General features: G+C 73.0%; 23 protein-coding genes. 18 read left to right on the forward strand and 5 right to left on the reverse strand.

Features of this window, described 5'->3' with window-relative positions:
* The first annotated feature begins 2 nt into the window (after window positions 1–2).
* Window positions 3–470, forward strand: coding sequence for a hypothetical protein (locus SM447_RS00175; protein ID WP_474570653.1), 468 nt, complete (start codon window positions 3–5; stop codon window positions 468–470).
* A gap of 69 nt (window positions 471–539) precedes the next feature.
* On the opposite strand, the gene SM447_RS00180 is transcribed toward SM447_RS00175, so the two are convergent.
* Window positions 540–1,526 (reverse strand): GlxA family transcriptional regulator, encoded by a 987-nt coding sequence (locus tag SM447_RS00180; protein WP_474570654.1) that lies wholly within the window; start codon window positions 1,524–1,526, stop codon window positions 540–542.
* A gap of 71 nt (window positions 1,527–1,597) precedes the next feature.
* Between SM447_RS00180 and SM447_RS00185 the strand changes: the two genes are divergently transcribed.
* A complete protein-coding gene (locus SM447_RS00185) occupies window positions 1,598–2,899 on the forward strand; it encodes an MFS transporter (protein ID WP_474570655.1) in 1,302 nt (433 codons plus the stop codon).
* A gap of 12 nt (window positions 2,900–2,911) precedes the next feature.
* Here the strand turns inward: SM447_RS00185 and SM447_RS00190 are convergent, their stop codons facing one another.
* Window positions 2,912–3,607, reverse strand: coding sequence for an RICIN domain-containing protein (locus tag SM447_RS00190; RefSeq protein ID WP_474570656.1), 696 nt, complete (start codon window positions 3,605–3,607; stop codon window positions 2,912–2,914).
* 166 nt (window positions 3,608–3,773) lie between these two features.
* On the opposite strand from SM447_RS00190, the gene SM447_RS00195 reads away from it, so the two are divergent.
* The 11 genes from SM447_RS00195 to SM447_RS00245 all read left to right on the forward strand — a co-directional run bounded on the left by SM447_RS00195 (window position 3,774) and on the right by SM447_RS00245 (window position 15,183).
* Window positions 3,774–5,153 carry an FAD-binding oxidoreductase gene (locus SM447_RS00195; protein WP_474570657.1) on the forward strand — a complete coding sequence of 460 codons (1,380 nt, stop codon included), beginning with the start codon at window positions 3,774–3,776 and terminating at the stop codon, window positions 5,151–5,153.
* Window positions 5,150–6,490, forward strand: a complete 1,341-nt coding sequence (locus tag SM447_RS00200) for a class I SAM-dependent methyltransferase (RefSeq protein ID WP_474570658.1) — start codon at window positions 5,150–5,152, stop codon at window positions 6,488–6,490. The genes SM447_RS00195 and SM447_RS00200 overlap by 4 nt, the downstream gene beginning before the upstream one ends.
* Window positions 6,491–6,593: 103 nt before the next feature.
* Entirely contained in the window at window positions 6,594–7,151 is a 558-nt protein-coding gene (locus SM447_RS00205) for a helix-turn-helix domain-containing protein (protein ID WP_474570659.1), read from the forward strand.
* Entirely contained in the window at window positions 7,144–8,001 is an 858-nt protein-coding gene (locus SM447_RS00210) for an SRPBCC domain-containing protein (RefSeq protein WP_474570660.1), read from the forward strand. The genes SM447_RS00205 and SM447_RS00210 overlap by 8 nt, the downstream gene beginning before the upstream one ends.
* Before the next feature lie 92 nt (window positions 8,002–8,093).
* Window positions 8,094–8,327, forward strand: a complete 234-nt coding sequence (locus SM447_RS00215) for a zinc-ribbon domain-containing protein (protein ID WP_474570661.1) — start codon at window positions 8,094–8,096, stop codon at window positions 8,325–8,327.
* Window positions 8,327–8,497: a hypothetical protein gene (locus tag SM447_RS00220; RefSeq protein ID WP_474570662.1), complete on the forward strand. Its 171-nt coding sequence runs from the start codon at window positions 8,327–8,329 to the stop codon at window positions 8,495–8,497. Before SM447_RS00215 ends, SM447_RS00220 begins: the two co-directional genes overlap by 1 nt.
* Window positions 8,498–8,626: 129 nt before the next feature.
* Window positions 8,627–9,757: a hypothetical protein gene (locus SM447_RS00225; protein WP_474570663.1), complete on the forward strand. Its 1,131-nt coding sequence runs from the start codon at window positions 8,627–8,629 to the stop codon at window positions 9,755–9,757.
* Window positions 9,754–11,247 (forward strand): hypothetical protein, encoded by a 1,494-nt coding sequence (locus SM447_RS00230; RefSeq protein WP_474570664.1) that lies wholly within the window; start codon window positions 9,754–9,756, stop codon window positions 11,245–11,247. The genes SM447_RS00225 and SM447_RS00230 overlap by 4 nt, the downstream gene beginning before the upstream one ends.
* A gap of 452 nt (window positions 11,248–11,699) precedes the next feature.
* A complete protein-coding gene (locus SM447_RS00235) occupies window positions 11,700–14,027 on the forward strand; it encodes a putative bifunctional diguanylate cyclase/phosphodiesterase (protein ID WP_474570665.1) in 2,328 nt (775 codons plus the stop codon).
* Window positions 14,028–14,063: 36 nt separating this feature from the next.
* Window positions 14,064–14,822, forward strand: a complete 759-nt coding sequence (locus tag SM447_RS00240; RefSeq protein ID WP_474570666.1) for a MerR family transcriptional regulator — start codon at window positions 14,064–14,066, stop codon at window positions 14,820–14,822.
* A 76-nt stretch (window positions 14,823–14,898) separates the two neighbouring features.
* Entirely contained in the window at window positions 14,899–15,183 is a 285-nt protein-coding gene (locus tag SM447_RS00245) for a putative quinol monooxygenase (protein ID WP_474570667.1), read from the forward strand.
* A gap of 102 nt (window positions 15,184–15,285) precedes the next feature.
* Here the strand turns inward: SM447_RS00245 and SM447_RS00250 are convergent, their stop codons facing one another.
* On the reverse strand, window positions 15,286–16,083 hold the full coding sequence (locus tag SM447_RS00250) for a hypothetical protein (protein ID WP_474570668.1): 798 nt from the start codon (window positions 16,081–16,083) through the stop codon (window positions 15,286–15,288).
* Between the two features lie 274 nt (window positions 16,084–16,357).
* Between SM447_RS00250 and SM447_RS00255 the strand changes: the two genes are divergently transcribed.
* Window positions 16,358–17,473, forward strand: coding sequence for a hypothetical protein (locus SM447_RS00255; protein ID WP_474570669.1), 1,116 nt, complete (start codon window positions 16,358–16,360; stop codon window positions 17,471–17,473).
* Between the two features lie 270 nt (window positions 17,474–17,743).
* The gene (locus SM447_RS00260; protein ID WP_474570670.1) at window positions 17,744–18,010 is read left to right on the forward strand and encodes a hypothetical protein; all 267 of its coding nucleotides are present in this window, start codon (window positions 17,744–17,746) and stop codon (window positions 18,008–18,010) included.
* A gap of 197 nt (window positions 18,011–18,207) precedes the next feature.
* On the opposite strand, the gene SM447_RS00265 is transcribed toward SM447_RS00260, so the two are convergent.
* On the reverse strand, window positions 18,208–18,567 hold the full coding sequence (locus SM447_RS00265; protein WP_474570671.1) for a winged helix-turn-helix transcriptional regulator: 360 nt from the start codon (window positions 18,565–18,567) through the stop codon (window positions 18,208–18,210).
* Window positions 18,568–18,714: 147 nt separating this feature from the next.
* Between SM447_RS00265 and SM447_RS00270 the strand changes: the two genes are divergently transcribed.
* Window positions 18,715–19,584 carry an NAD(P)-dependent oxidoreductase gene (locus SM447_RS00270; protein WP_474570672.1) on the forward strand — a complete coding sequence of 290 codons (870 nt, stop codon included), beginning with the start codon at window positions 18,715–18,717 and terminating at the stop codon, window positions 19,582–19,584.
* Complete coding sequence (locus SM447_RS00275; RefSeq protein WP_474570673.1) at window positions 19,581–20,465, forward strand: NAD(P)-dependent oxidoreductase; 885 nt, start codon at window positions 19,581–19,583, stop codon at window positions 20,463–20,465. Before SM447_RS00270 ends, SM447_RS00275 begins: the two co-directional genes overlap by 4 nt.
* Window positions 20,466–20,515: 50 nt before the next feature.
* On the opposite strand, the gene SM447_RS00280 is transcribed toward SM447_RS00275, so the two are convergent.
* The gene (locus SM447_RS00280; RefSeq protein WP_474570674.1) at window positions 20,516–20,959 is read right to left on the reverse strand and encodes a MarR family transcriptional regulator; all 444 of its coding nucleotides are present in this window, start codon (window positions 20,957–20,959) and stop codon (window positions 20,516–20,518) included.
* Between the two features lie 108 nt (window positions 20,960–21,067).
* Between SM447_RS00280 and SM447_RS00285 the strand changes: the two genes are divergently transcribed.
* Window positions 21,068–22,300, forward strand: a complete 1,233-nt coding sequence (locus tag SM447_RS00285; protein ID WP_474570675.1) for a multidrug effflux MFS transporter — start codon at window positions 21,068–21,070, stop codon at window positions 22,298–22,300.
* Window positions 22,301–22,303 lie beyond the last annotated feature (3 nt).

A 22,303-nucleotide genomic window follows, 5' to 3' on the forward strand; every position in this document is an offset into this window, starting at 1 on the left:
GGGTGGAGGTCGACGGGCTGCGGCGGGCGTACGACGCGGTGCTGGCCGAGGCCGACGTGGGCGGGTTCGGACCGCCCCCGCCCGGCCGGTACAGCGCCGAGCAGATCGTGGCGCACCTGGTTGCCAGCGACGAGTTGATGCGCGAGGCCACCGAGGCGGTGCTCGCCGGAGCGCCGTACGCCTTCTACGACCTGGACGAGGTCCACCGGCCGGAACTGGACGAGCTGGCCGCCGAGTGCGGCGGCCTCGGCGGGCTCACCACCCGGCTGCGCGCCACCAGCGAACGGCTGGTGACGCTGGTGGCCCAGCTCGGCCCGGCGGCGGACACCCCGGTCGAGACACACCTGCGCGAGGGGTTCGAACTCGTCATCGACGAGCCGCTACCGTGGGGCCGCACGATCGACCTGCACACCCGCGTGCACCTGCCCCGGCACCTGAACGAGCTGCGAGCATTGCGCCCCCCGCCCTGACGGTCGCCGAAGGTCGTGCCCCGGACCCCGCTGCGCCGGAAGCGGTGCGCGGGGAAGCCTGGCCGGCCTTCAGCCCGAGCCGGCCACCTCGGGAGCGCGGCGGAAGGTCCGGCGGTACACCGACGGGGCGACGCCGATGCGCAGGTGCAGCTGCTGACGCAGGGCGGCGGTGGTGCCGAACCCGCTGCGGCGGGCGATCTGCTCGACGGTCAGGTCGGTGCTCTCCAGCAACAGCCGGGCATGGTCGGTGCGTTCGTGCAGCAGCCACTGGGCCGGGCTCAGGCCGGTCTCCGCCCGGAACCGGCGGGTGAAGGTGCGGACGCTCATCCGCGCCTGCCCGGCCAGGTCACGCAGGCTCACCGGCTCGTGCAGCCGCTGGCGGGCCCACTCCCGGGCAGCGGCGGTGCTGGTGTCGGGGGCCTGCGGCACCGGGCGTTCGATGTACTGGGCCTGACCGCCGTCGCGCCACGGCGGCATGACGCACCGGCGGGCGGCCCGGTTGGCCACCTCACTGCCGTGGTCGATGCGGACCACGTGCAGGCACAGGTCGATGCCGGCGGCGACCCCGGCCGAGGTGAGCATCCGGTCGTCGGCCACGAAGAGCACCTCGGGATCGAGATCCACACGCGGGTACAGCCGGCGGAAGCGGTCGGCGTACGCCCAGTGCGTGGTGGCCCGGCGCCCGTCGAGCAACCCGGCGGCGGCCAGCACGAACGCGCCGGTGCAGATCGACATGATCCGCGCGCCCCGGTCGTACGCGGCCCGCAGCGCCTCGGTCACCTCTGACCCGATGACGTCGCGGCGGAGCGTGGCGTCGCCGTGCACCCCCGGCACGATCACCGTGTCGGCCCGCTCCAACAGCTCCAGTCCGTGGTCGGGCAGCAACCGGAAGCCGGCGGTGCTCCGGACGGGCCGGCCGCCGGGGGTGCACGTGTCGACGGTGTAGTGGTGCCGGTCGTCGGCGTCGCGGGCGGTGCTGAAGACCTGGGCGGGGGTGCCCAGATCCAGCCCGACCACCTGGTCGACGGCGAGGACGGCGACCCGATGGGGAGTCATGGCCCGATTATTGCGCAAGGTGGCTTGCCGGCCACTCGCCGGCCCGTGCCGGCCCGCCGCACACTCGCCTGGTGACTCGACCCGCCCGCCTGCATCCGGCCTGGATCGTCGCCGCCGTCGCCTTCGTGGCGCTGGTCGGCGCCGCCGGGTTCCGGGCCACACCGTCGGTGCTGCTGCACCCGCTGCACGCCGAGTTCCGCTGGCCGGTGGCCACCATCTCGGCGGCCGTCTCGGTGAACCTGCTCCTCTACGGACTGACCGCACCGTTCGCGGCGGCGCTGATGGACCGCTTCGGTATCCGCCGGGTGGTGGCCGGCGCGCTGGCGCTGGTCGCCACCGGCAGCGGGCTGACCGTCTTCATGACCGCGAGCTGGCAACTCATCCTCTGCTGGGGCGTGCTGGTCGGACTGGGCACCGGGTCGATGGCGCTGGCCTTCGTGGCCACCGTCGCCGGGCGCTGGTTCGTACGTCGCCGTGGCCTGGTCACCGGCGTGCTCACCGCCGGTGGGGCCGCCGGCCAGCTGGTCTTCCTGCCGCTGCTGGCAATGCTGGTGGCCGGGTACGGCTGGCGGGCGGCGGCACTGGTCGTCGCCGGAGCGGCACTGCTGGTCGTACCGCTGGTGCTGTGGTTGCTGCGGGAACACCCGGCGGATCTGGGGCTGCCCCCGTACGGTGCGACGGAGATCGAGCCCGCGACCCGGCCGGCGGGTGGGGCCGCCGCCCGCGCGGTGGGCGCGCTGGCCCAGGCCGCGCGTACCCGGCCGTTCTGGCTGCTGGCCGCGGGGTTCGCGATCTGCGGCGCGACCACCAACGGCCTGGTCGGTACGCACTTCATTCCGGCCGCGCACGATCACGGGATGCCGCAGACCACGGCGGCCGGGCTGCTGGCGCTGGTCGGCCTCTTCGACATCGTCGGCACCGTCGCCTCCGGGTGGCTCACCGACCGCTTCGACCCTCGGCTGCTGCTGGTGGCCTACTACGCGCTGCGCGGCGGGTCGCTGCTGGTGCTGCCCGGCCTCTTCGCGGCCACCACCGAACCGAGCATGCTGGTCTTCGTCATCTTCTACGGCCTGGACTGGGTGGCGACCGTACCGCCGACGGTCGCGCTGTGCCGGGAGTACTTCGGCACCTCGGGCGCGGTGGTCTTCGGCTGGGTGTTCGCCTCGCACCAGCTCGGGGCCGCGGTGGCGGCGAGTGGCGCGGGCCTGGTCCGCGACCAACTCGGCACGTACACCCTCGCCTGGTACGTGGCGGGGACGTTGTCGGTGGGCGCGGCCGTGCTGTCGCTGATGCTGCTGCGCCGCCGCGGCACCAGCTTCACCGAGCCGATCCCGGTCGCCGCCGCACCGAGAGCATGGAGCTATCGGGGCTGACCCCGCCCGGGACTACTGCAGTGCCCACCGTTGGGCCGGGTTGCCGTCGCAGGGGACCTGGATGATGTCGGTGCCGGCCGCGGCACCGCCGTCGCGGGCCTGGGCGCACTTGCCGCTGTGCACGGCCACCAGCACCGCGCCGTCGCCCACCGGTTGCAGCCGCCACTGCTGGTTGCCCTCACCGTGGCAGCCGAACTGCTGCAACCGGGCACCGTCGTCACCGCTGCCGCCCTCGACGTCGAGGCACTGGTTGTGGGCGGCATTGGTCAGCGTCACCGTGTCCGGGCCGAAGGCGTTGACCACCCACTGCTGCTCCGGCCCACCGCTGCACTCCGTCAGCTTGGCGACCGCCTTCTCGCCGTCGCCGTCGAGACCGAGGCAGAGGCCCGAGCCGACCCCACGGAACACCTTCGGCCCGACGACCGCGTCCGGGTCCTGGCTGGGGCTCGGCGTGGGGGAGGGTTCGGACGTCGTCGGGTCGGGCTCCGGTTCACTCTCGGTCGGACTGGGCTGCGCCGCGCTCGGGCTGGGTGCGGCCACCGTCGGCGCCGGCTCCGGGTCGCCGCCGCCGAGCACGCCGGTGGCGAACAGCACCCCCAGCAGTACGCCGACCAGCCCGACGGCCAGCGCCGTGACCAGCAGCGGGTCGCGGGGCGGCCCGGGGCGGCGGTTGCCGTACACGGTGCCCGACCCATCGGTTTCCGACATGCCGGCATCCTGTCCCACGGCGCCCGGTGCCGGCCAGCCGCCCCCGACGACGGTGACCCGGTCGACCACCCGGACGTCCGCCACAAGGCGTTTTCACCTGATCGGGGTGCGAAACGTCTCCGATGGACATCCCGTCAGGAGCCCTCATCGCGCGTAAAGTGATCCCATGCACGCCGTGCGTGATCATGACCAGGCGGTGGCCCAGCTGCGACGGTCGTACGCGGCGGTGCCGCCCGGCCAGCCGGTGCGGCTGGCCAAACGCACCTCCAACCTGTTCCGCCCGCGCAGCGCCCCCGCCTCCGGCCTGGACGTCAGCGGCCTCGGCGGGGTGCTGGGCGTCGATCCGGCCGCCCGCACCGCCGACGTGCAGGGCATGTGCACCTACGAGCGGCTGGTCGACGCGACCCTGCCGTACGGCCTGATGCCGCTGGTGGTGCCGCAGCTACGCACCATCACCCTCGGCGGGGCGGTGACCGGGCTGGGCATCGAGTCGACCTCGTTCCGCAACGGACTGCCGCACGAGTCGGTGACCGAGCTGGACGTACTCACCGGTGCCGGTGAGGTGGTCACCGCCCGACCCGACGGCGAGCACGCCGACCTGTACGCGGCGTTCCCCAACTCCCTGGGCAGTCTCGGGTACGCCACCAGGCTGCGCATCGAGCTGCAACCGGTCCGCCGGTACGTGGCATTGCGCAACGTGCGGTTCACCGAGCTGACCGCGTTGACCGAGGCGATCGGTGAGATCGCCGCGACCCGCCGGTGGGCCGGCGAGAGCGTCGACGCGATGGACGGGGTGATGTTCAGCCCCGGTGAGGCGTACCTCGTGCTGGGCAGCTTCACCGACGAGGTGCCGGTTGTCTCCGACTACACCGGCCAGGAGATCTACTACCGTTCGCTGCGCCGGCGCCCGCACGACGCGCTGACCGTCCACGACTACCTGTGGCGCTGGGACACCGACTGGTTCTGGTGCTCGGCGGCGTTCGGCGTCCAGCATCCGGTGGTACGGCGACTGTGGCCGGCGCGGTGGCGGCGCAGCGACGTCTACCACCGCATCGTGCGCCTGGAACACCGACACCGGGTCGCCGCCCGGATCGACCGGTGGCGCGGCCAGCCGGCCCGGGAGCGGGTCGTGCAGGACGTGGAGATTCCGCTGGAGCGCACCGCAGAGTTCCTGCACTGGTTCGCCCGGGAGGTCGGGATGACACCGGTGTGGTTGTGCCCGCTGCGGCTGCGCGAGCCGGCGGGTACGGGATCGGCCCGGTCCTGGCCGCTGTATCCGCTGCGACCAGGGCAGGACTACGTCAACATCGGATTCTGGGGGAGCGTGCCGATCGCCGAGGGCGCCGCCGACGGCGACGTCAACCGGCAGATCGAGCGCGCGGTGTCGGAGGCGGGCGGACACAAGTCGCTCTACTCCGACGCGTACTACGACCGGGACTCGTTCGACCGGCTCTACGGCGGCGGGACGTGGCGCGCCGTCCGGGACCGGTACGACCCGGAGCATCGGCTCACCGGACTGTACGAGAAGGCGGTAGCACGCGCATGAGCCTTACCGACCGAAGCCAGGGAGCGGCAGGCGCTCCCGCCACGCCGCCCCCGGGGGGCCGGCGGCGTGGGCTGACCGTGGCGGACATCGTCCGGGCGGTGACCTCAGGTCCCCTGCCGGTACGGGTCACCGCGTACGACGGCAGTGCACTCGGCCCGGCCGACGCCGGGATCACCCTGTCGATCCACTCCGAGCGAGGGCTGTCATACCTGCTCACCGCACCGGGTGACCTGGGCATGGCACGCGCCTACGTCAGCGGTGACCTGAGCCTGGAGGGGGTGCACCCGGGTGACCCGTACGAGGCGTTACGGGTGCTCAGCGGGCTGCGGGTGCGGCCCCCGGCGTTGGCCGACGGGTTGGCGCTGGTACGCGAGCTGGGCTGGGAGCGGCTGCTGCCGCCGCCGGCCCCGCCGCAGGAGGCCCGGCCGCGCTGGAAGCGGATCGTGGGGGGCCTGCGACACTCGCGGTTGCGCGACAGCAGCGCCATCTCGCACCACTACGACGTGTCGAACGCCTTCTACGAGAAGGTGCTCGGCCCGTCGATGACGTACACCTGCGCGGTGTACCGCGGCCCGGACGACACGCTGGAGCAGGCGCAGGCGAACAAGTACGACCTGGTCGCCGGCAAACTCGCGCTGCGGCCCGGGATGCGGCTGCTGGACGTGGGTTGCGGCTGGGGCGGCATGGTCCGGCACGCGGCCCGCGAGTACGGCGTCAAGGCGCTCGGGGTGACGCTGTCGCGGGCTCAGGCGCAGTGGGCGCAGGCGGCGATCGAGCGGGAAGGGCTGTCGGGGCTGGCCGAGGTGCGGCACCTGGACTACCGCGACGCGCCACGCGAACAGTTCGACGCGGTCTCCTCGATCGGCCTGACCGAGCACATCGGAGTACGCAACTACCCGGCCTACTTCGGGTTCCTGCGTGACCGGTTGCGTCCGGGCGCGCGGCTGCTCAACCACTGCATCACCCGGGCGGACAACCGGGCCCCGCACCGCTCCGGAGCGTTCATCGACCGGTACGTCTTTCCGGACGGCGAGCTGGCCGGGCCCGGTCGGGTGATCAGTGAGATCCACGATGCCGGGCTGGAGGTGCACCACGAGGAGAACCTGCGCCAGCACTACGCGCTGACCCTCGCGGCCTGGTGCCGCAACCTGGTGGAGCACTGGGACTTCTGCGTCGCCGAGGTGGGTGCGGGCACGGCCCGGGTGTGGGGGCTCTACATGGCGGGTTCGCGGCTGGCGTTCGAGCGCAACGGCATCCAGTTGCACCAGGTGGTGGCGACGCGCAACGGTCCCGACGCGGTGAACGGCTATCCGCTGCGCCCGGACTGGCTGCCCTGACCGGCTAACCGGGCGTCTGAGCGAGGGCCGCGCCGGATTTCCCGGCGCGGCCTCTCTCGAAGCCATTGACAAGGAAGTTTTTTACGTACAAACTGATTTTGCCATGAGAGACGTCCTGTACCTGGAGCAGATCGAGCAGGCCGAGGTGCTGCTGAAGCCGCAGCGCGTCGAGATCCTGCGGCAGCTGGCCGAGCCACGCACCTGCACCGAGGTGGCCGCCCGGCTGGAGCAGACGCCGCAGCGCGTCTACTACCACGTCAAGCAACTCGTCGCGGCCGGGCTGGTCGAGCAGGTCGACCAGCGCAAGGTCCGGGGCATCACCGAGGGCATCTATCAGGCGGTTGCCCGGTCGTACTGGCTCTCGCCCCGGCTGGTCGGTCGGATCGGGCTGCGCCGGGCGCGCGACGAGCTGAGCCTGGGCTACCTGCTGGACCTGATGGAGGAGGTCCAGGCCGACGTCGCCGCCCTGGACCGCACCGCGTCGGAACTGCCCTCGATCGGCGTCTCCGGCGAGATCCGCGTGCCGGCCGAGCGCCGGCAGGAGTTTCTGCACGACCTGCAGTCCGCGCTGCAGGACCTGTTCACGCGCTACGGCGGCGCCGAGGGCGACGCCTTCAAGCTCGCCGTGGCCTGCTACCCGAAGGGGACCGACCGTGACTGAACCGATGACCCTCGCCGCCCGCCTCGCCGCGCCGATCGCGCGGGTGCGCCAAGCCCTGACCGACCCCGCCGAGCTGCGCGTCTGGCTGGCCGAGCACGCCGAGGTCGACCTGCCACACCGGTACGAGTTCTGGGGCCGCTACACGCCCGAGGGCGACGCCCCACACCAGCGGCTGCTGCACGCCGACGACGACCGCCTGCGCTTCGCCTGGCTGCTCGACGGCGTGGAGACCACCACCGAGATCACCCTGCGTCCGGACGGGCCGGACGCCACCGTGCTGCGACTGTCGCAGACCCACTTCGACTTCAACGACGTCATCAACGGCACCAGCATCCGAGGCGTGCTCCAGACCTACTGGGCCCTGGCGGTCGCCAACCTGGAGGCCCACCTGGCCGGCGCGCCGCTGCTACCGAAGACGGACTTCACCGGCACCGACTTCCGAGGCGAGATGGAGATCGCCGCCCCGGCCGACAAGGTGTGGGAGTCCCTGACCGACTCCGAGCAGGCGAGCGCCTGGTTCGGCTACCCGATCGGCATCGAGCCCTGGGTCGGCGGTCGGTACGCCATGGGCGGCTTCGACAGCGGCTTCGCCGCCAAGGTGGTCGACCTGGAGCCCGGCCGGCGGATGTCCGTCGACTGGGGACCGGCCGGCGTCACCAGCTGGGAACTGGCCGAGTCCGAGGGCCGGACGAAGCTCACCTTCGTGCAGAGCGGCTTCGACGAGCAGAACCCGCCGTACGCCGCCTGGGCCGGGAATGTCTCCGGGCTGGCCGAACTGCGTCGCTTCCACGAGGTGCCCGACTGGCAGCCGATCTGGCTGCCCGAGGAAACCACCGCGACGGCCGGCTGAACCCGACCGGCACGGGGCGGTCACCAGACGACGGTCGGGTGGCCGCCCAACCCGGTGGCATCAACCGGTGCGCGACGGGGTAATGGCCGGCGGTGTTCCTCATCTTCGGACTCCGGACCAGGGTCACCCGGTCGGCGGTGGTGCAGCAGGTCTGCCCCCACTGCGGGCAGCACGCCGCCCAGGTGCTCACCCGTCGCTCGACGAAGTTCAGCCTCTTCTTCATCCCGCTGATCCCGGTGCGTACCCGTCACATGCAGCAGTGCACCTTCTGCGCCGCCGAGTACCCGGTGACCCGTGCCGAGGCCGAGCGCCTCATGGCCGCCTGATGGGCCGCCTGCTGGGCTGGCTGATCGGTCGCCGCACCTGCCCCGCGCCGCCGCAGCGGGTGGCCCGGCCGCCCTGCACACCCGGGCGCCGCCGAGCCCGCCGGCCGCCCGCGTCGGTGACCGTGGGCACGCTGCCCCGCGCGCCACGCAACCGCTCCGGCCGCCGCTGACCCGGCCCCCGGTCGCCGTGCGGCGACCGCCCGGTCCATGTGCCGCGCGGTCCTCGACGGTCGGTGTGCCGCGCGTCCCCGGCGTCGGCGACGGGCCGGAATCCGCCGCCACGGCTATCGTGGCCAGTCGTGACGGACACCGAGCAGCGACTGGCCGAGATCCGGGGCGACACACCCCCGCGACGGCACAACGCGCGCACGATCGCCGCGCTGACCGGCAACCCGGGCTGCACCCGGCGGGCCGTCCTCGACGGTGCCGGGGTGGACAAGCCGGCGCTCGCCGAGCGGATCGGCTTCCCCGCCCGGTTCGGGCAGTCCCGGTTCGCCCTGACCCGGGGCAACGCGTTCGAGGCACAGGTGAAGGCCGACGGCGGGGCCGCGCTGCTGCGGCTGGTCGCGGAGCGGCTCGGCGTACCGGTGCCGGCGGCGGCCCGCTGGACGGAACTCGACGACGGCGACGACCCGGCAGCCCGGGCACGACGCTCGGCCGCACTGCTCACCGAGGCACTGCCACCCGCCGACTCCCACGCCGACGAGCCGTCCCACGCCGACGAGCCGGCGGCGCTCTTCGACCATCCGATGCTCGGCCTGGAGGTCGCCGGGCAGCGGGTGCACCTGGAACCGGACCTGGTGGCCGCCCGGCTGGGGGGCAGGTTCCACGTCGTCGAGATCAAGTCCTTTCCGGTGATCGACGGCCAGGCGGATCCGGCGAAGCTGGCCGCCGCGGCGGTGCAGTCCGCCGTCTACGTGCTGGCCCTGCGGGAGCTGTTCGCCGCAGGAGGCCACGAACAGCACCTGGTGTCGCACGAGGTGGTGCTGGTCTGCCCCCGGGACTTCAGCAACGACCCGGTCGCGCACCTGCTCGACGTCCGCAAGCAGCTGCTGGTGGTACGCCGGCAACTGGACCGGATGGACCGGCTCGACACCCTGCTGGCCGGCGTTCCGGCCGACTTCACCGCCGATCCCGCCGCCGATCCGGCGAGCCTGGCTGGTTCGCTGGCGCGGGTGCCGGCCCGGTACGCCCCCGAGTGCCTGGCCAGCTGCGAGCTGGCGTACTTCTGTCGGCACGAGGCGCGCGGGCACACCGGGGCGCTCGGTCGCCCGGTCCGCGAGGCGCTCGGTGGGATCGCCGACCTCGACGAGGTCCTGGCGCTCGCCAGCGGGGAACGCGCCGCCGACCCCGAGCGGGCGGAGGCCGCCGCGCTGCTGCGGACCGCGGCCCGCCTACGCGCCGACGCCCTCACCGGTGCGACGGCATGAGTACGTTGCGGGCGCTGGCGGCGGCCCAGGCCGTGGCCGCCGGGGTGGCCCAACCGGTGGCGACCGTCCGGCATCTGCACCTGTCGAGGCGGCCCCTGGTGCTGGTCCCCCTGGCCATGGCCGGGGAGGCCAACGCCCCGCTCGCCGCGATGGTCGGCGCGGCACCCGGCGAGGCGCGGCTGCTGATCGTGCCGCAGCCGCGCAACCGGAACCAACGGTTCGCCTTCGCCGCCGAGCTGGCCGCGATCGTGCTGCCCTATGTGGACGGACATCGGGCGGGGAGCGAGGCGGTCGCCGTGGACCGGGGCCGGGACGTGCGGTACCGGTACCTTGACGCGCCACAGCTGCTGGTGCCGAACCCAGCGGGGGTGGCGTTCCTGCGACTGCTCGGCCGCTCCACCCGGTTCCGCCGGGTCGACGGCGAGTACCCGGTGCCGCCGCAGGTGCCGCTGCTGGGCCGTTGGCTGACCTTCTTCGCCGAGCGGGCCGAGCATCCCGGCTCGTCGGCGCTGGTCGCGATGACCCAGGCGTTGACGCTGCACTGGGCGACCGGGCAGAGCGCGGTGGAGGACCTGCACCTGCCGGCACTGCTCGGGTGGATCGACCCGCCGGCCGGATTGTCCGGCGCCGAGGCGGCAGCCCGGGCCGAGGACCCGTCGGTCTGCCCGCCGGCCGGCCCGGCCACCGATCCCGAGTTCGACAACCGGCTACTGGCGCCGGCCGTCGAGGCGTACGCCGCCGCCGAGGATGACGAGGCGGCGCGCGTCGATGCGTACGCGGAGCTGGAGAGGCTGCTGCGGGACCAGCTGACGCCCACCTGGGAGCTGATGTGGCGCGGCCTGGGGCTGCTGCGTGCCCTGCCGCCCGGCGCCCGGGTTGCCGGGCGGTGGGACGGCGACCGGGACGCCTTCACCGCCCACGCCGACCATCTCGACGACGACGGTCCGCCCCAGCCGCGTCGCGACGGCGCGGTGACCGCCGCCGCCCGGCTGCACCGCCTGGAGCGGGCCGCGGCGACCTACGCGGTGCAGCGCGCCTACGACGACCCGCTGGTGATGGCGGAGTACCGGCTGACCGGGGAGGCGTTCGTCGGCGAGGTGATCCTGGCCGATCCGACCCGGGTGGACGACAGTGGCAGACGGCCGGTGCTGCGCCCGCGTATCCAGTTGGTGACCACGGACCCGGTCCTGGTGCCGGTCGGCGCGACCCTGGCCGCACCGGCCCGACCCGGTCAGAAGGCGCGGGTGGTGTTCGTTACCCCGGCGGCCGACGGCAAGACCGAGGTGGTGCTGGAACTGTCCGGCCGGATGGGACGCGGCCTGACGCCCAGCCCCGGCAGCGTGCCGGAGGTGGGGGAACGGCTCTGCTACACCACCCTGAGCGACGCGTACGTTCCGGCGGCGACCTTCCCGGCCGTCGAGGAGACCCCGTGGACGCACGGCGGTCCGCCCCCGGCTGGACCGGCAGCCTCCGACGACGAACGGGAATGAGCGCTTGCCGTGCAGCCCCGGGAGCCGTTCTTGGCGGCGGCGGCTGGTCACCTACCGTCACCCAAAGCTCCCCACCCAACCCCACCGTCGCCCCCTTTGCTCTGCTTACCCATAAGCACTGGTTACTCTGAGTGAACCTGCCGATTGCCGCCTCTACGACACCACCCCAGCTGGCAGTGGGGTTGCGTGGAGGTAAGCAGAGCAAAGCGTGGGAGACGGTAGGCATGGCAGGGCGGCGAGGGTCACGTTGGGTGACGTCCCTGGGTCGTCACTCTGCGTCCAGAAAGGATCATGAACAGACGCGAGGCGGAAGGGTGCGGCCGCCACGCTGTGGAGTCGGGTACGGGTCGATCTGGCGGGGTGGTCGCGAGCGTGGCTAGGCTTTCGGGGTTTGCCAGGGCCGGTCCTCGCCGTCGAGGGTGTACGCACGAGAGAGAGCCGGAGCGATCGCTGTGTCGCGGAAGGACGTCGAGCAGGCTGCCGCGCGCTCGCCCGGACAGGACCGGGTCGGCCGTGTGGGGCTGATCGGTGCCGGCCTCGTCGTCGCGATCGAGGCGCTCTGGCTGATGCTGGAACTGCCCTCCGGCGCACTGGTCAGCGATCTCGGTGCGCTCGCCGTGGCGGGCTGGGCCGCGATGGCCTGCCTCGCGGCCGCCCGCCGTCATCCGTCGACGTTGCGCCGGTTCTGGCTGCTGCTGGCCGCCACCATGGCCTTGTCGCTGGCCGGGCGGGCACTGTGGACGTCGCAGCGGCTGCTCGGCGAGAGCCTGCCGCACACCCTGCCCATCGGGTTGATTTTCGCGGCCAGCCTGCTGACCGGCACCGGGGCGCTTTTCTGCTCGGTCACCGCGCCGCGCACCACGGTGGGTCGGGTCAGGACGCTGCTCGACGGCGTGATCGTGGGGCTGGCGCTGATCCCGATCGGTTGGCTGCTGATCTTCCGCAACGTCAGTCTGGCCGACCTGGACGAGCCGCTGCGCACCGCCGGCCTGCTCTATCCGATGTTCGACCTGATGCAGCTGACCATCCTGGTCGCGGTGGTCGGCCCGGGGCGGCCGGTGTGGCGACCGATGGCGCTGCTCGGCGTGAGCCTGACCGTACGGGCCGTGGCCGACACCATCTACGTGGCGCTGGTGGCGGCGGGCACCTACCAGCCGGGCACCCCGGTCGACGTGCTCTGGCCGCTGAGCTACCTGTTGATCGTGGTGGCGACCAGGATGTCCCCACCGAAGGACCTCGGGGCTGCCGAGGAGATCACCGAGGCGCCGCTGCCGCCGTGGTGGCGGGTGGTGCTGCCCTACCTGCCGGTGGGCGGGGCGATCGTGGCGACCATGCTGGCCCGCGACGCCGCCGGCCACACTCCGCTGCCGATCTTCCTGGCGATGATGGCGCTGCTGGCGGCGTTGGCGCTGCGCCAGGGGTTGGCGGCCAACGAGAACCTGCGACTGGTGGTCCGGCTGCGGCAGCTCGCCTACGTCGACCAGCTCACCGGGCTGCCGAACCGGCTGGCGTTCATCCGCCGGCTGCGTGGTGCGCTGCGCGGCACCAAACGGGTCGCCGTGCTGCTGCTCGACCTGGACGGCTTCAAGCAGGTCAACGACCGGTTCGGGCACACGACCGGTGACACCCTGCTGTCCGGCCTGTCCCGGCGGATGCGTCGGGCGGTCGGCGACGACGGCATGATCGCCCGGATCGGTGGTGACGAGTTCGCGGTGCTGGTCACCGACGGGCGGCCGACGGCACCGGAGCGGCTGGCCGAGCGGTTGCTGGCGGCGCTGCAGCCGTCCCCCGGGGAGGAACTGGTCGGGGTGCACCCGTCGGCCAGCATCGGCATCGCCGAGTACGGACCGCAGCACATCTCGCACACCGATCTGCTGCGTGACGCCGACATCGCCATGTACGCGGCGAAGGCGGCCGGCAAGTCCGCGTACCGTCGGTGCACGCAGGGGCTGCGGGAGTCGGCGGTGAGCCGGGCAGAGCTGATCGCCGACCTGCGGCGGGCCGTCGACGAGGAGCAACTGCACCTGGAGTTCCAGCCGATCGTGGACCTGGCCAGCGGAGCGGTACGCAGCGCGGAGGCGTTGGTGCGGTGGCGTCATCCCCGGCTCGGCATGCTCAGCCCGGCCCGGTTCCTGCCGTTGGCCGAGGAGACCGGGCTGATCCTGCCGATCGACCGGTGGGTGATCCACGAGGCGTGCCGGGCGGCGGCCACCTGGCAGGACCAGATCCCGGCGACGACGGTGGCGGTGAACATCGCCGCGTCGCACCTGCGCCGGCCCGATCTGATCGCCACGGTCACCGAGGCCACCGCGGGCGCCGGGCTGGCGCCCCGGGCCCTGACCCTGGAACTGACCGAGTCGGCGCTGATCGAGGGCAGCGACGCGGTGCTGGACCGGCTCGGGCAGCTGCGGGAACTGGGCATCCGGATCGCCATCGACGACTTCGGCACCGGCTACTCGTCGCTGAGCTACCTGCACCGGATCCCGGCGACCGAGTTGAAGATCGACAGGTCGTTCGTGGCCCGGATCACCGAGGACTCCCGGGCGTACGCGACGGTGGAGATGGTGACCCGGCTGGCCGGCGCGTTCGACCTCGGCGTGGTGGCCGAGGGCGTGGAGACCGACCGGCAGCACGACGCGGTGGCCGCGATCGGCTGCGTGCAGGGCCAGGGCTACCGCTACGGTCGCCCGGCCACCCTGGCCGAGCTGCGTACCGTGCTGGCGAAGACCGACGCGCGCGGGGTGTCCGGCGTCGCAGAATCGGGCTTGACCCTCACGTGACGGCAGGCGGGACCGTGGTTCCGGAAAGGGGGAACCATGGCCCACACGGTTGGTCAGGTGGCGAAGCTCGCCGGCGTGACGGTCCGGACGCTGCACCACTACGACGAGATCGGGCTGCTGACGCCGAGCGGCCGCACCGGCGCGGGATACCGCCGCTACTCCGAGGCGGACCTGGAGCGCCTGCAGCTGATCCGGTACTACCGCGAGCTGGGGTTCCCGTTGGAAGAGATCGCCGTGATCCTCGACGACCCGGCGAGCGACCCGGGGACGCACCTGCGCCGCCAGCACGAGCTGCTGACGGTACGGATCAAGCGCCTTCAGGAGATGGTCGCGGCGATCGAGTTCGCGATGGAGGCGAGCAAGTTGGACATCCGACTGACCCCCGAGGAACGGTTCGAGGTCTTCGGGGACTTCGACCCGGACGCACACGCCGAGGAGGCGGAGCAGCGGTGGGGTGGCACCGAGGCGTACCGCGAGTCGAACCGGCGCGCGTCGAGCTACAGCAGGCAGGACTGGTTGCGGATCAAGGGCGAGACCGAGGACTGGGGGCGGCGGATCGTCGCGCTGCTGGCCTCGGGCGCGCCGGCGGACGGGCCGGAGGCCATGGAACTGGCCGAGGAGCACCGCCAGCAGATCAGCCGGTGGTTCTACGAGTGCTCGTACGAGATCCACACCGGGTTGGCCGACATGTACCTGGCCGACGAACGGTTCACCGCGCACTACGAGGCGATGGCACCCGGCCTGGCGGAGTACCTGGCCGAGGCGATCCACGCCAACGCCATCACCCGCGCCTGATCATTGGCGTGCGGTCGGTCACGGATCGGGGGAGTATGACTGGCGGGTCCGCTCTCCCGATCTTCGGAGGTTCGCATTGCTGATCGTCGCCGGCACGCTTCACGTCGACCCGGCCGAGCGGGACGACTACCTTGCCACCTGCGTCGAAATCGTACGGCAGGCCCGACAGTCGCCCGGTTGCCTCGACTTCGCCATCAGCCCCGACCTGGTCGAACCCGGGCGGATCAACGTCTACGAGCGGTGGGAGTCCGAGGAGCAGTTGCTGGACTTCCGCGGCTCGGGACCCGAGCCGGAGCAGCAGGTGGCGATCGTCGAGGCCGAGGTCCACAAGTTCCTGATCAGCACGGTCGAGTCGCCCTGAGACCCCTCGCGCTGGGCGCTGGGCGCGGGCAGCGGGGCGCGGACGGCCGGGGCGGGGCGCGGGGCCGGACGGGTCGGGGAGAACCCGTCCGGCCCCGCGCGGTCAGCGGCCGGGGGTGCGGTGCGTCGCGCCCGGAACGCCCCCGGTAGGTGCACCGGGGGCGGTCGCGGTCGGGAGGGCACCGGGCCGCTTCGTGGTGGGCCTGTCTGGGCGGGTGGTCGGTGCGCCACCGCCCGTGTGGGTGGGACGGGCGGTGGGCCGGCCGACACCGGTCGGCGTGCCCGTGGGATGAGCGGGGTGCTCCGACGCGGTGTCCGCGCAGTACCGGTCGACGTTGTCGGCGCCGCCGGCCGCCTCGACCAGCTCGGCGAAGGCGGGGTTCTCCAGCCTCCTGCCCGGGTTCGCAGCGGCACCGGCCGCGTACGCCCGGCACAGCTCGACCGTCGAGGGCGAGGGGCTGCCGACCGCGCCGGCCCGGTCGGGCGTTCCGACCGGGTGTGACGGCGTGGCCGCCGGTGGGTGGGCGCCCGGCGGCACCGCCGGAAGCGTGGCCGGCGACGCCGCCGGAGGCCGGGACGGGGCGAACAGCGGATTGGGCAGCGCGCCGGTGCCGGCGGCCAGTGCCACGCCACCCAGCCCGGTTGCCGCCACGACAGCGGTGGCCTTGACCGTGAGCAGTTTCGCCGAGGCGGTCCTGAGCAGCGACGTCCTCCGTGGTGGAAGTCCGGGGCCGAGGTCGATCGCGGCCCGGAACGCGGCCAGCGCCCGCTGCTCGCCGGCCACCTCGTGCAGTCGGACCGGACCGCGCACCGCGTGCAGTGCCGCGGCGAGCCGACCGGCCCTGCTCAGGGCGGCCGGATCACCGTCCAGCAGCCGTTCGGCGGTGTCCCGATCGAGCACGTCGTCACCAGATTCGCCGTCACGTGCCGCCGTCCGATGGCGGCCCTCGTCAACCCGTACGACTGATAGGCGTACCGGGGGCCGGTTCCGTCACAGCAGTCCGGACGGATGGGCGGACGACGCGGAGCGTAACCACCATCTCGTCCATGTTGCTCCACCGATCGGGTAATTCGACCACCTATGGCCGTGTCCATGGTGGTGCCCTCAACCGTTAACACTGTGACACCCCATTTGGTGGCCTGCGGTTGGTGGCATGCGCGGCGAAGGAGTCGGCGTGGCAAGGACTGATTCGACGGGTTCGACATGGCGGTACCGGTGGGCGCGCCGGCAGAACGAGCGCCGGCTGCGGCTGTTCCGCAGCGCCGAGGGGACCTGGCGGCGACGCGACGACGAACTGCGCCGCCTACGTACGCTCGCCGAGCAGTGTCACGGCTCGGCCTCGGCGGGCGACGGCCTCCCGCTGGAACTGGCCCCCGATGAGGTCGTCCTCCGGGTGGTGCCGGCCGCACAACTGGTGGAGATGCGGCACAACGCCGTGCTGCCCGCCCCCGACCTGACCGTCGGTGCGCAGACCGGCCGGCTGCGTCGGCGCCTCCCCGACGGTGTACGGGTCACCGACGCCGGCATGGCGGTGATCACCAACCGGCGGCTGGTGCTGCTGGGCGGACGGGGCCGGCGCGACTGGGCGTACGGCCGGATGACCGGTCTGGCGCACGACCCGCACGCGTCGGTCACCCTGATCCAGGTGCTGGACCGGCGGCGTACCTCCGGGGTGCTGCTGCGCCCGGACGTGGCGGCCGAGTTCCGCTTCGTGCTCACCCTGGCCTTCGCCGACGCCATCGAGCAGCGGCAGACGGTCGTCGACCAGCTCGACGAGCTGATCAGCGAGCATGCCCGGCTGCGCCCGTCCCGCCCGGGCATCGCCACGCCCGGGCAGGCCCGGCTGTCGGCACTCATTCCCGGCGGCCGGCGGACCGCGGTGGTCGCTGCCGCGCTCGCCGTGATGGTGCCGGTGGCCCTCGCCAACTCCGGCCCGTCCGACCCGACCCGCACCGAAACCGCGGTCGCCGCCACCCCCGCCCCCGCCCCCGCCGCCGCCAACGCCTCGACGGCACCACGCGCCACCGGTTCACCCAAGCCGCGTCGGACCAGCCCGAAGCCCGAGCGGCGCTGCGGCGCTCCCGCCAACCCGATGGGGTACGACTTCTGCGGCGGGGAACGGATCCGCGAACCGGCCCGCGAGGTGTGCGACCACTTCGACTGCGTACCCGGGTTCTGGGAGGGACGCGGTTACCTGGTGCAGTGCGAGAACGGCAAGATCAGCCTGGCCGGCGGCAGCCCTAGAGCCTGCGGCCTGCACGGCGGCGTCCGCCGCACCGTCTCGAACTGACCCACGCCGCCCACCCGACGCCCCCCACCCCGCACGCGCCGCCCCGGCGTGGGGTTGAGGCAGCACTTTCCGCGAAGTTGCTGCCTGGCGTGGGGGTGAGGCTGCACTTTCCCCGATGTTGCTGCCGAGGGTGGGGTTGAGGCAGCGCTTTCCCGGAGTTGCTGTCCTGGCGTGGGGTTGAGGCAGCGACATCACCGAAGTTGCTGGCCTGACGGGACCCGGTGGCGGGGCGGGGTGTGGGGATGAGGGCGCGACCCCGGAGGGGGTCGGGTGACGCGGATGCGGTTGGCGGTCTCCTTCGCCGAGGGCCCGGCCGCCGGCCTGGCGGTGGCGCGGACGCTTGTCGACGAGCCGGCGTTGGCCCGCTACCACCTGCTGCCGGCGGTGATCGGTGACCTGCTGGCCAAGCTGGGCCGGTACGACGAGGCCGCCGCCGAGTTCACCCGCGCGGCGGGGCTGACCGGCAACGCCCGGGAGCGGACGCTGCTGCGGGAGCGGGCCGCCGACTGCGCCAGAGGGGTCCCGCCCGGCCGCTGAAAAACATCGCGAAGAAATCCCGCCCGCCATGTCGAAACCCGCCCGGGTCGCGCGAGGCGTCAGTGACAGCCGGACGAACCGGCACGGCGCACCGGCGAACCACCGGCAGGACGAGGAGGCGGGAATGGCGACCGCGACGAGCGTACGACCCACGACGGTGGACCGGCCGCCCCCCGCCGGGCCGCTACCGGACCTGGTCAGGAGGAGGCGGTGACGCCCTCGGTGGCGAGCCGTTCGACCCGGCGCTGCCCCCACTCACCCAGCGGGCCGAGCGCCTCGTTGAGCGACCTGCCGTGCTCGGTGAGGGAGTACTCCACCTTCGGTGGGACCTCGCGGTAGACCTCGCGGTGGACCAGGCCGTCCTGCTCCATCTCGGGCAGATGCTGGATGAGCATCTTCTCGCTGACGCCGGGCAGGCCGCGTTTCAGCTCGCCGAACCGTCGGGTGCCGTGGTTGTCCAGCTCCCACAGGATCAGCGACTTCCACTTGCCCGACACCACGTCCATCGCGGCGTCGAGCCCGCAGATGTACGGGCCGCACCTGTCGCCCGATGCCATGGATCCGCCTCCTCGGTAGCCCACGTCCGTTACTTACGTTCAGGTAAGTATTGAACAAATAGTGGGTACTTGCCCGCTCGATTGTGGTCGCCAACGATGGTGATCGGCGCGCCCGTCAGATCACCGACCAGATCAGGGGACCATCGGATGACCCTCGACACCACCTTCCTGGGACTGGGCGCGATGGGCAGCGCGCTCGCGACAGCGGCGTTGGACGCCGGCCACCGGGTCGTCGGCTGGAACCGCAGCGGCCACCGGGCGCAGAGCCTCGGCGAACGCGGCGCCGCCATCGCCGACAGCGTCGAGGAGGCGGTCACCGGGGCACGTACGATCGTCGTCTGCCTCTTCGACGCCGCCTCCGTACGCGACGTCCTCGAACCCGTGGTGACCGGCCTGTCCGGTCGTACCGTGATCAACCTGACCACCACGACGCCGAACCAGTCCCGCGACCTCGCCGGCTGGGCCGGTGCGTGGGACATCGACCTCCTCGACGGCGCGATCATGGCCGTCCCCGAGACCATCGGCGGCCCGGATTCGACGATCTTCTACAGCGGATCGTCGGCGGTTTTCGCGCGCCACCGGCCGTTGCTCGACCTGTGGGGCGAGAGCAGCTACGTCGGACCGGACGCCGGTATGGCGGCGTTGCACGACACGGCGATGCTCGCGGGCATGTACGCGATGTTCGCCGGCTTTCTGCACGGCGCGGCGATGGTCGGCTCCGCAGGGGTGCCGGCCGGCGAGTTCGCCCGGCGGCAGGCACCGTTCCTCGCCGCGATGACCGAGCAGCTGGCCGGCTTCGCCGCGACCGTCGACGAGCGGGACTACCTGGGGCCGGGGCAGCAGAGCCTGCGGTTCACCGACACAGCCCTCACCACGGTCCTCCAGGCCAGCACCGGGCAGGGCGTCACCGACGAGGTCCTCAAGCCGGTGCACGAGATCGTTCGTCGCCAGATCGCCGCCGGGTACGGCGACCACGGCACCGCCCGCATGTTCGAGGAACTGAGGAGCGTCCGATGACCCGGCCGGTCACCGTTATCGGTCTCGGACCGATGGGGCGGGCGATGGCCGCCGCCCTGATGCGCGCCGGACATCCGGTCACGCTGTGGAACCGCACCCCGAGCCGGGCCGACGACCTGGTCGCCGCGGGAGCCACCCTCGCACCGACGCCCGCCGCCGCCGTGGCTGCGAGCGAACTGACCATCCTCAGCCTCACCGACTACCCGGCGATGTACGACATTCTCGGCCCGGTGGTCAGCGAACCGGGGGCGCTGGCCGACCGCACCCTGGTCAACCTCAGCTCCGACACGCCCGACGTCTCACGGCAGGCGGCCACGTGGGCCGCCGGCCACGGCGCGCGTTTCGTGACCGGAGGGGTGATGGTGCCCGCCCCTGCGGTCGGCACCAGCGAGGCGTACGTCTTCTACAGCGGAGCGGACGAGGCGTACGCGCGCAGCGAAGAGGTGCTGAAGATCATCGGAGAACCGAGGTACCTGGGCGCCGATCCGGGACTGGCGCAGCTGTTCTACCAGGCACACCTCGATGTCTTCCTCACCTCACTGTCGAGCCTGCTGCACGCGACCGCTCTCGTCACCGCGGCGGGCGTGCCGGCGGCCGATTTCCTTCCCGACGCGCTCACCACCCTCACCGACATCCCGGCGATGATCGGCGACGGGTTGGAGCTGGCGCGCGCACTGGAGGCGGGCGAGCATCCGGGCGATCTGAGCACGGCGCGGATGATGGGTGCCACGGCCGAGCACATCCTGCGGACCAGCGAGACAGCCGGCGTCGACGTCGAGTTGCCGAAGGCGGTCAGGTCGCACTACGAGCGGGCCATCGCGGCCGGCCACGGCGAGCAGGACTGGACCGCCCTGTACGAGGTGATCAGGGCCAAGGGCTGACGGCCGGCCGTCCGCAGGGGGTCGACCACCGCGCCGCCCGCCCGGCCCTCTCAGGGCAGGTCGGCGGCGCGGTCGGCGAGGCGGGACAGGGCGGGCGCGGCGGCGTGCAGCCGCGCCCGGTCGGTCCCGTCCAGCTCGGCCAGGGCGGCGGCGAGCAGGTCGCGGCGGTGCTGGCCGTAGGCGGCGATGCGTTCGTACGCCAGGTCGGTCAGTTCCAGCCGGACGGTACGCCGGTCGGCCGGATCCCGGTCCCGGCGCAGCAGGCCGGCGGTGGTCAGCTCGCCGACCAGGGTGCTCACCGTGTTCGCGGCGGTGCCCAGCCGCTCGGCGGCCTCCCGGACGCTGATCCCGGGCTGGCGTTGCACCAGCCGCAGCACCTCGACCTGAGCGTCCGGCAGGGCGGCGCGTCCGGTCCGCTGGATGGCCCGCCGGCGCAGCACCCGGTGCAGGTCGCTGAGGGCGGCGCCGAGCTGGTCGAGCGTCTCGTCGGTCACAGTGCCGCCCTTCCACGCTGCAACACCTCTGTAGGCAGAGCTATCGTAGCCGGACGCCCCCGGCAGCCGGCCACGCCGTGGTGGCACCGACCGCCGAGGGGACCACCGATGCCGCAGACCGACGTGCCCGTACGCCCGCCGGAGCGCATCACCCCACCCGCCGGCCGGGCCGCCCTCGCGCTGCTGGTGCTGCTCGGGTCCCTCACCGCGATCGGTCCACTGTCGCTGGACACCTACCTGCCGGCGTTCCCCGGGATGACCCGCGACCTGGCCGCCAGCCAGGCACAGATCCAGCTCTCCCTCACCACCTGCCTGATCGGCATGGCCCTGGGGCAGCTGGTCACCGGTCCGCTCAGCGACCGCTGGGGGCGTCGCCGGCCGGTGCTGGTCGGTGTGGCCGCGTACACCCTGTTGTCGTTGGTCTGCGCCCTCGCACCGTCGGCGGAGACCCTGGCCGCGGCCCGCTTCGCGCAGGGCTTCGCCGGTGGCATGGGCACCGTGGTCGCCCGCGCCGTGGTGCGGGACCTGTACTCCGGTCGGGCCGCCGCGAAGTACTTCTCCCGGCTGGTTCTGATCTTCGGTCTCGCCCCGATGGCGGCCCCCGCCCTCGGCAGCCTGATCCTGCGCTTCGGCGACTGGCGGACCATCTTCGTCGCCCTCACCGTCGTGGGCGGTCTGCTCGCCGCCGCCGTCGCGTGGCGGCTGCCCGAGACGCTCCCCGCCGGGCTGCGCAGCACCGGCGGCCCGGCCGCGACCGTCACCGCCGGCCGCGCCGTGCTCACCGACCGCGTCTTCCTGGGGTACGCGCTGACCCAGGGGCTGGCCTTCGCCGGACTCTTCGCCTACCTCTCCGGCTCCAGCTTCGTCCTCCAGGACGTCTTCGGTCTCTCCGCCGGCACGTTCAGCCTCGTCTTCGGCGCCAACGCCCTCGCCTTCGTCGCGGTCGGTCAACTCAACGCCCGACTGCTCGACCGCCACGACCCGCGCCCGCTGCTGCTCAGCGGCCTCGGCCTCGGCCTGCTCGCCGCCGTCGGCGTACTCGCCGGGGCACTGCTCGGCTCCCTGCCCCTGGTCATCGCCGCACTCGTCGTCTTTCTCGGCTCCCTCGGCCTGGTGATGCCCAACGGCACCGCCCTCGCCCTGGACCGGCACGCCGCCCACGCCGGCACCGCCGCCGCGCTGCTCGGCGGCATCCAGGCCGTCATCGCCGCCGGTGCCGCGCCACTGGTCGGGCTCGGTGGCGAGGGCAGCGCCGTGCCGATGGCCGTGGTGCTCGGCACCGCCCTGGTCGGGTCGATGCTCGCCGTGCTCACCCTCGCCCGCCCGACCGGCGTGCGGTAGCCG

The sequence above is a fragment of the Micromonospora aridisoli genome (assembly GCF_056150025.1).

Excerpts from the sequence above, each read along its gene's own strand:
- SM447_RS00180 (WP_474570654.1), bottom strand. The coding sequence starts at position 1,526 with ATGACTCCCCATCGGGTCGCCGTCCTCGCCGTCGACCAGGTGGTCGGG.
- SM447_RS00190 (WP_474570656.1), bottom strand. The coding sequence starts at position 3,607 with ATGTCGGAAACCGATGGGTCGGGCACCGTGTACGGCAACCGCCGCCCC.
- SM447_RS00195 (WP_474570657.1), top strand. The coding sequence starts at position 3,774 with ATGCACGCCGTGCGTGATCATGACCAGGCGGTGGCCCAGCTGCGACGG.
- SM447_RS00200 (WP_474570658.1), top strand. The coding sequence starts at position 5,150 with ATGAGCCTTACCGACCGAAGCCAGGGAGCGGCAGGCGCTCCCGCCACG.
- SM447_RS00205 (WP_474570659.1), top strand. The coding sequence starts at position 6,594 with ATGAGAGACGTCCTGTACCTGGAGCAGATCGAGCAGGCCGAGGTGCTG.
- SM447_RS00220 (WP_474570662.1), top strand. The coding sequence starts at position 8,327 with ATGGGCCGCCTGCTGGGCTGGCTGATCGGTCGCCGCACCTGCCCCGCG.
- SM447_RS00230 (WP_474570664.1), top strand. The coding sequence starts at position 9,754 with ATGAGTACGTTGCGGGCGCTGGCGGCGGCCCAGGCCGTGGCCGCCGGG.
- SM447_RS00240 (WP_474570666.1), top strand. The coding sequence starts at position 14,064 with ATGGCCCACACGGTTGGTCAGGTGGCGAAGCTCGCCGGCGTGACGGTC.
- SM447_RS00265 (WP_474570671.1), bottom strand. The coding sequence starts at position 18,567 with ATGGCATCGGGCGACAGGTGCGGCCCGTACATCTGCGGGCTCGACGCC.
- SM447_RS00270 (WP_474570672.1), top strand. The coding sequence starts at position 18,715 with ATGACCCTCGACACCACCTTCCTGGGACTGGGCGCGATGGGCAGCGCG.
- SM447_RS00275 (WP_474570673.1), top strand. The coding sequence starts at position 19,581 with ATGACCCGGCCGGTCACCGTTATCGGTCTCGGACCGATGGGGCGGGCG.
- SM447_RS00285 (WP_474570675.1), top strand. The coding sequence starts at position 21,068 with ATGCCGCAGACCGACGTGCCCGTACGCCCGCCGGAGCGCATCACCCCA.